Source organism: Ruegeria sp. AB8 (genome assembly GCF_056542605.1).
Genome location: NZ_JBQGAB010000006.1, coordinates 206,945 through 219,085 on the forward strand (window position 1 = coordinate 206,945; position 12,141 = coordinate 219,085).

Annotated in this window: 11 protein-coding genes; 6 read left to right on the top strand and 5 right to left on the bottom strand. The window is 56.0% G+C overall.

Translation table 11 applies throughout. The features are described 5' to 3' along the window. Window positions 1-96: 96 nt before the first annotated feature. From ACR0CG_RS08590 to ACR0CG_RS08600, 3 genes are all read left to right on the top strand, one after another. On the top strand, window positions 97-1,107 hold the full coding sequence (locus ACR0CG_RS08590) for a branched-chain amino acid ABC transporter permease (protein ID WP_170615015.1): 1,011 nt from the start codon (window positions 97-99) through the stop codon (window positions 1,105-1,107). Further along, window positions 1,104-2,417, top strand: a complete 1,314-nt coding sequence (locus tag ACR0CG_RS08595; RefSeq protein WP_480524114.1) for a branched-chain amino acid ABC transporter permease — start codon at window positions 1,104-1,106, stop codon at window positions 2,415-2,417. Before ACR0CG_RS08590 ends, ACR0CG_RS08595 begins: the two co-directional genes overlap by 4 nt. A gap of 187 nt (window positions 2,418-2,604) precedes the next feature. Next, window positions 2,605-2,856, top strand: coding sequence for a hypothetical protein (locus ACR0CG_RS08600; protein WP_480524115.1), 252 nt, complete (start codon window positions 2,605-2,607; stop codon window positions 2,854-2,856). Between the two features lie 15 nt (window positions 2,857-2,871). Here the strand turns inward: ACR0CG_RS08600 and ACR0CG_RS08605 are convergent, their stop codons facing one another. Then, entirely contained in the window at window positions 2,872-4,419 is a 1,548-nt protein-coding gene (locus tag ACR0CG_RS08605) for a helicase HerA-like domain-containing protein (protein WP_480524117.1), read from the bottom strand. 452 nt (window positions 4,420-4,871) lie between these two features. Between ACR0CG_RS08605 and ACR0CG_RS08610 the strand changes: the two genes are divergently transcribed. After that, window positions 4,872-5,474, top strand: a complete 603-nt coding sequence (locus ACR0CG_RS08610) for an invasion associated locus B family protein (protein ID WP_170615011.1) — start codon at window positions 4,872-4,874, stop codon at window positions 5,472-5,474. A 77-nt stretch (window positions 5,475-5,551) separates the two neighbouring features. Here ACR0CG_RS08610 and ACR0CG_RS08615 read toward each other — a convergent pair whose 3' ends face one another. From ACR0CG_RS08615 to ACR0CG_RS08630, 4 genes are read right to left on the bottom strand one after another with little or no spacing between them, the layout of a single operon-like run. Next, the gene (locus tag ACR0CG_RS08615; RefSeq protein WP_170615010.1) at window positions 5,552-6,760 is read right to left on the bottom strand and encodes a beta-ketoacyl-[acyl-carrier-protein] synthase family protein; all 1,209 of its coding nucleotides are present in this window, start codon (window positions 6,758-6,760) and stop codon (window positions 5,552-5,554) included. Window positions 6,761-6,769: 9 nt separating this feature from the next. After that, window positions 6,770-7,027, bottom strand: coding sequence for an acyl carrier protein (locus ACR0CG_RS08620; protein WP_170806364.1), 258 nt, complete (start codon window positions 7,025-7,027; stop codon window positions 6,770-6,772). A 32-nt stretch (window positions 7,028-7,059) separates the two neighbouring features. Beyond that, on the bottom strand, window positions 7,060-8,151 hold the full coding sequence (gene lpxD / locus ACR0CG_RS08625) for a UDP-3-O-(3-hydroxymyristoyl)glucosamine N-acyltransferase (RefSeq protein ID WP_480524119.1): 1,092 nt from the start codon (window positions 8,149-8,151) through the stop codon (window positions 7,060-7,062). Between the two features lie 35 nt (window positions 8,152-8,186). Next, a complete protein-coding gene (locus ACR0CG_RS08630) occupies window positions 8,187-9,791 on the bottom strand; it encodes a L,D-transpeptidase family protein (RefSeq protein WP_480524121.1) in 1,605 nt (534 codons plus the stop codon). Between the two features lie 356 nt (window positions 9,792-10,147). Here ACR0CG_RS08630 and mepK point away from each other — a divergent pair, with 356 nt between their 5' ends. Both mepK and ACR0CG_RS08640 read left to right on the top strand, forming a co-directional pair. After that, window positions 10,148-10,717 carry a peptidoglycan L,D-endopeptidase MepK gene (gene mepK / locus ACR0CG_RS08635; protein WP_170615006.1) on the top strand — a complete coding sequence of 190 codons (570 nt, stop codon included), beginning with the start codon at window positions 10,148-10,150 and terminating at the stop codon, window positions 10,715-10,717. A 1,086-nt stretch (window positions 10,718-11,803) separates the two neighbouring features. Beyond that, a partial coding sequence (locus ACR0CG_RS08640) for a recombinase family protein (RefSeq protein ID WP_480524123.1) occupies window positions 11,804-12,141 on the top strand: 338 nt, incomplete at its 3' end.

Genomic DNA, 12,141 nt, shown 5'->3' on the forward strand with positions numbered 1-12,141 from the left:
CGGGTCTTCAGTCCGTTCTCGTCACACTTCTACCGTCGGAGAGTTCGTAATCTCCCAATGGCATGGAAAATGCTCGTCATTCGGAGGAGCAAATTAATGGACTTTCTCAACGCCTTTGTGGCGCTCTCCAACTTCGTCCTTGTTCCCGCGATCGCCTATGGCAGCCAGTTGGCGCTGGGCGCGTTGGGGGTGACGCTGATCTATGGCATCCTTCGGTTCTCGAACTTTGCGCATGGCGACACGATGGCCTTTGGTGCGATGATTGCCGTGCTGGTCACATGGGGCCTGCAGGCCGCCGGGGTCAGTTTCGGGCCGTTGCCGACCGCTCTGCTGGCCCTGCCCTTTGCCATTTTGGGCTGTATCGTTCTGGTGCTGATCACCGACCGGCTGGTCTATCGTTTTTACCGAGAACAAAAGGCCAAGCCGGTCATTCTGGTGATCGTTTCGATGGGCGTGATGTTCATCATGAATGGGCTTGTGCGTTTTATCATCGGCCCGGACGACCAAAGGTTCTCGGACGGCGCCCGGTTCATTGTTTCGGCGCGAGACTTCAAAGCGATGACCGGCCTGCAAGAAGGGCTGGCGATCAAGACCTCTCAGGGCATTACTGTGATCGTGGCGGTTGTTGCCGTGGCGCTGCTGTTCTGGTTCCTGAACAAAACCCGCACCGGTAAATCGATGCGGGCCTATTCCGATAACGAGGATCTGGCTCTGCTGTCGGGCATCAACCCTGAACGTGTGGTGATGATCACTTGGATCATCGTGGCTGCGCTGGCGACCACGGCGGGTGTGCTTTACGGCCTCGACAAAAGCTTCAAGCCCTTTGTCTATTTCCAGCTTCTACTGCCTATCTTTGCCTCGGCGATCGTAGGCGGGCTTGGCAACCCTCTGGGCGCCATCGCGGGCGGGTTCATCATCGCGTTTTCCGAAGTGACGATCACCTACGCGTGGAAAAAGGTACTGACCTATCTGGCGCCGGAAAGTCTGGAGCCGTCAGGCTTGGTCCAGTTCCTGTCCACCGATTACAAATTCGCCGTCAGCTTTGCGATCCTGCTGATTGTGCTGCTGTTTAAGCCCACGGGTCTGTTCAAGGGGAAAGTGATATGAGCGAGCCCGTCAAAAACACACTGCTATTTGTTGTCGTTGGCGCTCTGATCCTGCTGACCGGGTTCACGCAAAGCTGGAACGCGGCGATCCTGATCATGAACATGGGCCTGATCTCGGCCATCATGTCGATTGGGGTGAACCTGCAATGGGGCTTTGCGGGCCTCTTCAATGTCGGCGTCATGGGCTTTGTTGCGCTGGGCGGGCTGGCTGTTGTGCTGGTTTCGACCGCGCCAACGCCGGGAGCCTGGTCCGGTGGTGGCTTTGGCGTGATCCTCGCGCTGTTGCTGGGGGCCGCAACCGTTGTTGCGGCCGTGATGGTTGCACAGAAGATGCCCAAGGGGCGCACACAGACCCTGGCAATCATTGGTATTCTGGTCGTTGGTTTCTTTATCTACCGCGCCATCTTCGATCCCAACGTTGCCGCAATCGAGGCGATTGACCCTGCCGTTGCAGGCAATATCGGCGGTCTGAACTTACCCGTGCTGCTGGCCTGGCCTGCTGGTGGGCTGCTGGCCGCCGGAGCGGCCTGGCTGATCGGCAAAACCGCACTGGGTTTGCGCTCGGACTATCTGGCAATTGCGACGCTCGGTATTGCCGAGATCATAATCGCGATCATGAAGAACGAGGACTGGCTGGCGCGTGGTGTCAAGAACGTCTACGGCATTCCCCGCCCTTCCCCTGTGGTCGGGTATGAGGTCGACCTGCAGAATGACCCCGGCTTCGTTGCCCGTGCCGAATGGTTCGGACTGGACCCGGTGACGGCTTCAACACTGTCCGTTAAACTTGGCTATTCCTTGCTGTTCCTAATTGTCCTTCTGGTTCTGCTTTGGATGGCGCAGATGGCATTGAAAAGCCCGTGGGGTCGCATGATGCGCGCCATTCGCGACAACGAGGTCGCCGCCGAGGCGATGGGCAAAGACGTCACCCGCCGCCACCTGCAGATCTTCGTTCTGGGCTCGGCCATTTGCGGCATAGCGGGCGCGATGATGACGACGCTGGACGGGCAACTGACGCCAGGCACCTACAACCCGCTGCGGTTCACCTTCCTTGTCTGGGTCATGGTGATCGTGGGCGGATCGGGCAACAACTTTGGCGCCGTCCTTGGTGCGTTCCTGATCTGGTTCCTTTGGGTTCAGGTAGAGCCCATCGGTCTGTGGCTGATGAATCTGATCACTGCGGGTATGCCTGACGGAAGTGCACTCAAAGCGCACCTGATCGACAGCGCCGCGCATATGCGGTTGTTTACCATGGGATTGATTCTATTGATTGTTCTTAGATTCAGCCCGCGTGGTTTGATCCCCGAAAAATAATTTCAAACTTCTTACAATTAAGTGAACCGCGCCGGCTATCCGGCGCGGTTTGTTGCATCGATAGGAAAAACTGACTAGACGGGTATATCAGCCAGATGGTTTCTGGCTGTTGTTCGGCACTCACTCACACTTAAACCGCCGATCTGTAACGATTTTGTATGTTAACCTAGAAAAGTTGTGTTCCACCATGAAAGCACCAACCACCAAAGCAGCACTGGTTCTGCCTGTTCTCGCGGCTATGACAGCCTGCGTTCCGTCCCCAGAAAGCCTTGAAACAACACCTGTCCAGATCCAAACACCAAAAGGGGTTGTGACCTGCCAGCTCTATACTCTGAACCGGGTCATTTGGGATCGGGCCATCGACTATCCGGCAACTAAGATGTCAGTCGCCGAGGCGGACGCATACTGCCGACAGGAAGGTCAGCGCCGCCTCAATTAGAAACGGCGCATTCACTCAGCGATTGCGAAACAACCCGCCAAGTATGCCACGCACGATGCGACGGCCGGTCGTCCCTTTCAGTTCCTTGATCACCGCCTGACTCATGGCTGATGCAAACGTGTCCTGTTTCCGCGAAACGCGGGAAGAGGATCGGCTGACGCGCTGCCCGGAATATCTGCGGGCCGCGGCAAACTCGCGCTCGGCAGGTGTCTGTGTTTCAAACAGATCTTCTGCCTCGGCAGCTTCGGCTTCCTTTGCTGCTGCGTCGGCCCGGGCCTGAAGTATTTCAAACGCCGACTTTCGATCGACGGGCTGATCGTATTTTGCCCGCATCCCCGACGCATCAATGATCGCCTGCCGTTCGGTTTGCGTGATCGGGCCAAGCTGTGACCCCGGTGGCCGGATCAATGTGCGCTCGACGATCCCGGGTATGCCCTTCTTCTGCAGCATTGACGTTACCGCCTCACCCACACCGACCTCTCGGATGGCTTCCTCGGTATCGAACTCGGGATTCTCACGATAGGTTTCCGCAGCCAACCGCAGGTTCTTGCGATCCCGTGCCGTGAAAGCCCGCAAGGCATGCTGAATGCGGTTGCCCAACTGGCCCAGAATATCCTCGGGTATGTCGGCCGGGTTTTGGGATATGAAATACACACCGACTCCCTTTGACCGGATCAGGCGCGCGACCTGTTCAACTTTGTCCACCAGAACCTTCGGGGCATCATCGAACAGCAGATGGGCTTCGTCGAAAAAGAAAACCAGTTTGGGTTTCTCGGGGTCGCCCACTTCGGGCAGTTCTTCGAATAGTTCGCTCAGCAGCCACAGCAGGAACGTTGCGTATAGTCGAGGCGCGCCCATCAATTTGTCCGAGGCCAGAATATTCACCATCCCCTGCCCGTTCTGATCGGTTCGCATCAGATCCGCCAGATCCAGCGCTGGCTCTCCGAACAGTTTGGTTCCGCCCTGGTTTTCAAGAACCAGCAAGCGGCGCTGAATCGCCCCGATCGACGCTGTAGATACATTGCCGTATCGCAGGGACAGCTGCGCGCGGTTTTCACCGATCCAGACCAGCAAAGCCTGCAGGTCCTTGAGGTCCAACAGCGGCATCCCTTCTTCGTCGGCCACACGAAATGCGATGTTTAGGATTCCTTCCTGTGCCTCGCTCAGTTCCATCAGGCGCGACAGCAGCAAGGGGCCCATCTCGGTGACTGTGGTTCGGACCGGATGTCCCTGCTCGCCAAACAGGTCCCAGAAAGTTACCGGGCAGGCAGCGTAGGCGAAATCAGTCAGCTCGATGCGTTGCGCGCGATCCTGAAACGCCTGATGCAATTTGTGATCCGGGCTTCCTGACAAGGCCAGACCAGACAGGTCACCTTTGATATCTGATAGAAACACAGGCACGCCCGCCTTAGAGAAACCTTCGGCCAGAATTTGTAGCGTAACGGTCTTGCCTGTCCCGGTGGCCCCGGCGATCAAACCGTGTCGGTTGGCATACTTCAGCGTCAGGCCCTGCGGTTCAGCGTAATCCTTGCCACCGCCACCCAGGAAAATACTGTTGTTCATGAATTATTCGCCTTGCTTATCACCGATCCCACGACAGCATACAAAGTTAACCTTTGACTGCGATAGTTTATTTGCCGCCTCATGGGCGAAGGCTCCGGGGTGGCAGACTTCCTCCCTGTCGACTGGCCGTGCCTTCGGGCACGGCATTTTTGATTTCGGCCCGCATTAAAATGAACTGGTCAGTATATTAAAAATTCAGGTTAGCAGTTGACCCGTGCGCCCCCCTTTCGTAACGTCTGCGTATAAATAAGTCGGCCAGTCCGACGGGGAGAAAATTCTAGGAAGGGAGCCGCTCCACCGGCTCCCTTTTCCATTGGCCCGGACTTTGTAAATAACAGAACAAATGGGCAAGAATCCGTTCACATCCGTCCAATAATGCAGCTTAGTGACTGACACCCTGTTTTAACGATGATAGACCGGGCAAAAAGCTCAATCACGCAACCGAGGCACTCATGATCAAGAACATCCTGTCTTTCAGCCTTGTTTCCGCGGCACTCTGGTGCAGCACCGCAGCCGCGCAGGAAACATCTCAGGACGACCAAACTCCGGCAGAGACACCGCAGACGGAAGCGGCTTCCGATCTGGACCTGGGCGAAACCGGTCCGCGCGTAGGTGAACAATACGTCAAAGAGCAAAGCGGCGACTGGGAAATCAGATGCCTCAAAACAGAAGCAGGTAAGGACCCCTGCTTGCTGCGGCAGACGCTGTCCGGGCAAGAAGGCCAGCCAATTGCGGAGATATCGGTCAACAAATTGCCCGAAGGTGTCGCAGCAGTTGCAGGCGCAACAGTCATTGTACCGCTCGAAATCATGTTGCAAGCGCAACTGGCTTTGTCGATCGATGGCGCTCCGGGGAAACGTTATGACTACCACCATTGCAACCCCATCGGCTGCGTGGCCCAGCTTGGGTTCACTCAAGGCGATGTCGATGCCATGAAGGCGGGCAGCACGGCCAAAATGTCTGTCGTCTCGGTTCTGGCACCCAACCAACTTCTTGAGATTGAGATTTCTCTGGCAGGGTTCACTGCAGGATTCGACAAGTTGGAAATCAACTGAACATCATCCGGACCAACAATCAAAGACGCCGCCGAATAATCTTCGGCGGCGTTTTTGGTTGGTAAGCTATTTTGGCTTCAGATCCGCTTCAATGCCAGGACTGCATTCAATCCGCCAAAGGCAAACGCGTTGCTGAGTGCAACGTCAACTTTTGCTTCGCGCGCAATATTAGGGACCACATCCAGCGCACATTCCGGATCAGGCTCCTCATAGCCGATTGTCGGGGCAACTATCCCGTCCCGCAAAGCCATGATGCAGGCCAGCAGTTCCACCGCTCCGGTCCCGCCGATCAGATGTCCATGCATGGACTTTGTGGACGAGATCATAAGATCATCCGCATGCGGTCCAAAAACGTCCGCGACCGCTGCACATTCAGTTTTGTCGTTGGCGGCGGTGCCGGTCCCATGGGCGTTAATGTAGCCCACTTCGCTCGCGTTCAGCTTTGCATCAGCCAGGGCCCCGGCCATCGCACGGGATGCCCCCTGTTTGCTGGGCATGACAATATCGGATGCATCAGACGACATTGCAAAACCCACAACCTCGCACAGGATGTCAGCGCCGCGCGCACGCGCATGTTCATATTCTTCAAACACGAACACCCCGGCGCCCTCGCCCTGGACCATACCGTTTCGATTGGCGCTGAACGGTCGACATGCGTCCTTGGACATCACACGCAGGCCTTCCCAGGCCTTTACGCCCCCGAAACACAACATGGATTCCGAACCGCCTGTGATCATCGTGGGCGCAGCCCCGCTGCGAACCATTTGGAAAGCCTGTGCCATAGCATGATTTGACGAGGCGCACGCCGTCGAAACGGTAAAGCTCGGGCCTTTGAGGTTATGCTCCATTGACACATGGCTGGCGGCTGCGTTGTTCATCAACTTGGGAACAACAAAAGGATGAACACGGTTCTTGCCGTCTTCGTAGACTGACCGGTAATTGTCGTCCCATGTGGAAACACCGCCACCGGCCGTTCCCAGAACGACACCGGAACGCGCCGCAAGGTCGCCATGAAATTCGATCCCGGACTGATCGATGGCCTCTTTGGCAGCCGTCAATGTGAATTGGGTAAACCGATCATAGAGCGACATTTGCTGGCGATTGAACCGGCCTTCGGCCTCGAACCCCCTGACCTGCCCACCGATCTTGATAGCCAAACGATCGACATCGCGAAACTCAAGTTCAGAGATGCCGCAGCGGCCTTCGCGCATGGCCTCTAGTGTATCGGGAACGGAATGGCCCAGCGAGTTGATCGTGCCCGCCCCGGTAATGACAACGCGTTTCATGAGGCTCAGTCAGACCTTTTCCGACACAAGCTTTTCGATACCTGAAATGATAGCTGCAACATTTGAGATATCGAAATCGCTGGCCGTCGGTTCGTTGGCATTGAACGGCACCGAGATGTCGAACTCTTCCTCGATAGCAAAGATGCTTTCAACCAGGCCCAGACTGTCGATACCCAGGTCCTCGAGCGTACTTTCGGGCGTCACATCCGAAGGCTCCAGCACGGCTTGCTCAGCAATGATGGAGATGACGCGGTCGGTGATGCTCATATCGGTCCTCTGATTATCACGGTGGTTGTGATTTAATCGCTCGAAGACTGTTTGAAAACAGCCTTTTTCAGCGCCTCTACGTCACGCGCCATGCGCGGCAAGCGGCGTTGGGCCTTGTAGATATCGGTATGAGATTCCATTTTTATGCCCGGATAACCCATAATTACCCGCCCGGCCGGAACATTGGACAGGATCTTGGTGCCCCCGCCGGCAATCACGCCATCCCCGATGAAAATGTTGTCCACGACGCCGGTCTGGCCACCCAGAACAACATGATTTCCGATCTCAACGGACCCCGAAACACCGGTCTGCCCGCATAACAGGCAGTCCTGCCCAACGCGCGTGTTGTGTCCCACGTGGACTAGGTTATCCAGCTTGGAACCCGATCCGATCACGGTGTTGCGTATGGTGCCGTTGTCAACGGTGCAGTTCGCGCCGACCTCAACATCATCGCCGATTTCCACCGCGCCCAGCGAATGGATCCTCAGCCAGTTCTGGGCCTTGGCATCCCCCGCATCTCCCATCGTTTTGCGAACGTTTTCCACGCCAGACACTTCCGGAGTGACAAAGCTGAACCCGTCGCTGCCAATGCGCGCACCCGGTTGCGCGACAAAGCGGTCACCGATCCTTGCACGTGCACCGATGCTGACCATTTCTCGCAGAACCGCAGATTCTCCCAGAACGGCGTCCATTCCGACAACACAATGCGCGCCGATAACTGAACCGGCCCCAATGCGAGCCCGCGCACCAATGACCGTAAGTGGGCCAATGGAAACGTTTTCGGCAATCTCTGCGGTCGAATCGATTACGGCCGAAGGGTGAATACCCGGAGCGACCCCCTGGCCTCGGTCCAGCATCGCCGTAATTCCTGCCATCGCCATCCGCGGGCGCGGCACAAAGATAGCGGCCTGCAAGCCCATCCCCTGCCAGTCCGCGCCTTCCCACACAACCGCCGCCTTTGCCGACCCGCCGGACAGTGCGTCGGCGTATTTGGGCGACATGGCCATGGCCAGATCATCTGCGCCTGCATCTCGGGGTTCGGCGGCACGATAGACGATCAGGCTGGTATCGCCCTGGCATTCGGCGTCCAGCGCTTCGGCGATTTGCTTGATTGTGAATTGCATAGAGGGCTTCCTTGTATCAGGACTTGCCCCAGTGATTACCCCTGAACGTCCGGCAGGACCACCCCTGCCTTTTGCAGAGCCTCCCAGATCTTGCGATCGCGGTCGTAGACATCCCGGCGGTACTGAACTTCACCCTTTGGACCGACATACGCCGTCCGATAGATGATGTGAACAGGAACCGACTGCGCGAGGTTTACCTTTGTTTCCTTGCCGGTATTCAGAACCCTGTGAAAAAAAGCCTTGGGGTCCTCTTCCTGCCGGGCCAGCAAGGCATAGGCGAACTCGAAGGGCTGCGCCAGGCGGATGCAGCCATGCGAGAAAGCGCGAACCTCGCGGGCAAACAGGTTTTTATGCGGCGTATCATGCAGATAGATGTTGTGCTTGTTTGGGAACATGAACTTCACCAGGCCCAACGCATTGCTTTTGCTGGGTGGTTGCCGCATCGCGAACGGAAAATCCCGTGCAGTGAATTGCGTAAAGTCCACGGCGCCACGATTGACCTGACGGCCACTTCGATCCGTGATCTGGATGTGACCGACCGCATTAGGGTTGGACTGAAGTTTTGGCAAATATTCCTTGGTGATGATCGAGCGTGGTACGTACCAGCTCGGGTTGATCACCATGTGTTCCATCATGTCCGAGAATTCGGGACTGCGCCGATCATGGGTGTTCTTGCCGATTACGGCCCGCGTCTCAAATGATACCTGACCTTCATCCACGATCTTCGCCGAGAAGTCCGCCTGATTCACCAAGATATGACGCGCGCCTCGTGAGTGTGGCAACCAACGCTCCCGCTCAAGCGCGACGTAGACAGCTTTGAGCCTGTCGCTGGCCGGACGGTTGATTTCGGTCAGGGTTCCATTTCCGGCAACGCCATCCGCTTCGAGCCCATGGGCAGTCTGAAACGCCCGCACGGCCCCCAGCATTGCGGCATCAAATTCCGGGCTGGCGGTTGGTCTCAGGTAACCCATAGCCACCAAACGGTCACGCAACCGAATGACATTGGGTCCGGTATCACCGTATTCGAGTTTTGCAACTGGTACAGTCGGCCCCCAACCGCCCTGCTCAACCAGATTTTCAAGGACCATTTTCTGTTTCAGCAAAGACCGGTATTGCAGGGACTCTGGCACCAGTTGTTCTATGTACGTCGCCCCTGTGGCTGATGCGACACCTTGCAAATGTAACTGCGGCGACCTGCGATCGACTTCGCGCACCAAACCATCGTCAATCTGTGAAGGGCTCAACACGCCCGAGTACATATCCGTAGCATAACGCAGGAAAACCCGGCTCAAATCCGCTTCGACTGAACCCAAGTCCCTCTGGGAACGGGCAGCGCGCATCTGGTCCAGCAGAGCCTGGACATCATAACGCGCATCCGGCAACCCGTGGAACGCGGCATTGGACAGGGCCTTAATCAAAGCAGTCCGGCGTTCAGCATGCTGTTCGGTCTGCCCAACCCAGATCGGCGAAAACCCGTTTGTTTTGTAGTATTCAGCCAGCGAAGACCCCGAATCCAACGACTCGGCAACCGCCATGCGGAAGGCGGTCGGTGGGTTTGTCTCGGAATCGGCAAAGGCCGCTGCTGCTGCGAAACAGGCGGTCGCGAGGATACTGGTACAGGTCCGGAAAACAGAAAACATGAGATGGCCTTGGTTATTCAATGCTTTGCACCGATACACTCAGCGCCGAGCCAGTATGATTGGCGGACCGCCCGATTGTCTATTCACAAATTCATCAAATCTGCGCTTCTAACATCTGCTGATGCGTGATTGCATCGCCTTGGAAAGTGATTTCCCTAACCTTCTGTAATATATGCATCGCTGCATCAGTTGCGCAAAAACCTGCCGATATTTCCCCCTTGAATTGGTGTATCCGAAAGATTTCTTGGCGGACGAATCCGTCTGTGTCATAACTTCCGCATCTGGGATGGGAAAAAATTAATACGGCGCACGTAACATCGTGTGCAGGCAGGAACTAGTACGGGACGAAAAACGAAATGACCAAGAGCAGTGCTTCGGGCTTGACCCGGCGCGCCCTATTGGGTGCGTTCGCGGCCACAGCGGTAGTAGCCGCACCGACCTATTCCAATGCAGCAGGATTCCTTCGCGGCGGCGGTGATATTCGCCGCATTCGCATGTATTCCGGGCGCACCGGTGAACGCATCGACATGATTTACTGGGTTGACGGCAATTACATCAAAGACGCCGTCAAGGAAGTGAACCACTTCATGCGCGACTGGCGTACCGATCAGTCCAAGTCCATGGACCTGCGCACAATTGACATCATGGCCGCATCTCACAACCTGCTGGATGTCAACGAACCCTATATGCTGTTGTCCGGCTACCGGTCCCCTCAGACTAACGCGATGCTGCGATCGAAATCCCGCCGCGTTGCCAAGAATTCCCTGCACATGAAGGGTCAGGCGGCTGACTTGCGGTTGTCTTCACGCTCGGTTTCGCAAATGGCCAAAGCCGCCATTTCCTGCCGCGCGGGGGGCGTCGGCAAATACTACCGCTCGAATTTTGTCCACATGGACTGCGGCGAGGTTCGCAGCTGGGGCGGCTAAACACTACGTACAATTTCGAAGTGACGAGCGCCTTTGGGCGCTCTTTTTTTTAGATGAAGGCACGCATACGTTGGGAGTTCGAACAGAGCATTTGCAGCGGAAACGCTACTCGCTCATGTGCCCGAAACATCTAATTTAGATAAATGGCGCACCTGAGATGGCTCTCGTGCAAACCCAACCTCCGCGAAGTCCCTTATTTCATTGGGCAAGTCAGCCGCTAGTTGTTGCTGATGTGGTACTGAAGTGGTACAAGGATTGTCAATAGGCTGTGAGAGAAAAGCAGCAGGTCACGGGTTCCCCCTTCTTTCCATTAAGGGGTAGTTCAACTACCCCCTTTTCTTCAGACGCCATGCCCGACGCTACATGAGTGTCTCGAAAGCAAAAAGACAGCACGCTGTCCTTTTCAACCGCTGCTCATCAATCCGCGAAGTCCTCGCCATAGGGAAGTCCAAGGCAGCCCCTAAGCCCGAGACCCGAGCGGCGACCTTCGACGATCTCCGTAAGGTCGAACGACTACGTGCCCTAAGGGACAACCCAGCGGCCACTGAGCGTGAGACCAGAGCAAAAGTGCATGACCGTGCACATCTCAAGACAGACCAAAGGTGAACCACGGTTCACTTTTCAAGAGAGACCAGGGGGGACAAGTGAGGGACACCTCAAGGGGGCCAAATAATTTGGCAAAAAAATCTGAGTACCAGAGATTATTTATCGTGCCGCGCATACCCCCCCCCGGTGGGGCCACCACATGATCACCTCTCTCTATCTGCGGGAAAGTCCCTTTAGTGTATATTTTTCAATGGGGTGAATTAATTCTGACGCGAAACCAAGTTGAGCGCACATCGCTCCTGATGCACATCATTTAATGAGGTAGCGACCCATGATCATCTTTGACATTCGCTTTGGTCCTTTTGACTTGCTCATCGAACGTGAGGCCCGTTCAGTTCCTTTTAAAGCCCAGCTACGGGACCACAAGGCTGAGGGTTACGAACGCATCTTTGAGGAGCAAGCCTCTTCAGTGGACGTGAGGGCGCGAGAAAGGTTCGAAGAGGCATTACCCTTCCTCCGGGAAGGGGACCCACCCTTGTGGTGACAAAGCTCGACCCCCTAGCTTTCTCCGTGGCTCACCTTATGGAGATTTGGCAACGGCTCGAGGAGAGAGGGACACGCCTCAAGATCATTGCTCTCAATCTTGACACCTCAACGCCCACCGGGAACCTCATGCTCAATCTTTTGGGCAGCGTTGCTGAGCTCGAACGGGAGATTATTCGGAGTTCACCGCCGATTATGTTTGCACTAGTAAGCATTGATGCGTCCGGCGAACCTCTGAGAGGTTTGGACGTGTCGCGGTTTGATGCCGCTCCTTTGATAGCATTTATTGCAGCAAAGGAGATGAACTATGGGAACGAAACGAACGGACGAGTTTC

What these genes read in the sequence shown, in the direction of transcription:
- ACR0CG_RS08615 (WP_170615010.1), bottom strand. Translation starts at nt 6,760, where the DNA reads ATGAAACGCGTTGTCATTACCGGGGCGGGCACGATCAACTCGCTGGGC.
- ACR0CG_RS08595 (WP_480524114.1), top strand. Translation starts at nt 1,104, where the DNA reads ATGAGCGAGCCCGTCAAAAACACACTGCTATTTGTTGTCGTTGGCGCT.
- ACR0CG_RS08630 (WP_480524121.1), bottom strand. Translation starts at nt 9,791, where the DNA reads ATGTTTTCTGTTTTCCGGACCTGTACCAGTATCCTCGCGACCGCCTGT.
- ACR0CG_RS08600 (WP_480524115.1), top strand. Translation starts at nt 2,605, where the DNA reads ATGAAAGCACCAACCACCAAAGCAGCACTGGTTCTGCCTGTTCTCGCG.
- lpxD (WP_480524119.1), bottom strand. Translation starts at nt 8,151, where the DNA reads ATGCAATTCACAATCAAGCAAATCGCCGAAGCGCTGGACGCCGAATGC.
- ACR0CG_RS08610 (WP_170615011.1), top strand. Translation starts at nt 4,872, where the DNA reads ATGATCAAGAACATCCTGTCTTTCAGCCTTGTTTCCGCGGCACTCTGG.
- ACR0CG_RS08590 (WP_170615015.1), top strand. Translation starts at nt 97, where the DNA reads ATGGACTTTCTCAACGCCTTTGTGGCGCTCTCCAACTTCGTCCTTGTT.
- mepK (WP_170615006.1), top strand. Translation starts at nt 10,148, where the DNA reads ATGACCAAGAGCAGTGCTTCGGGCTTGACCCGGCGCGCCCTATTGGGT.
- ACR0CG_RS08605 (WP_480524117.1), bottom strand. Translation starts at nt 4,419, where the DNA reads ATGAACAACAGTATTTTCCTGGGTGGCGGTGGCAAGGATTACGCTGAA.
- ACR0CG_RS08620 (WP_170806364.1), bottom strand. Translation starts at nt 7,027, where the DNA reads ATGAGCATCACCGACCGCGTCATCTCCATCATTGCTGAGCAAGCCGTG.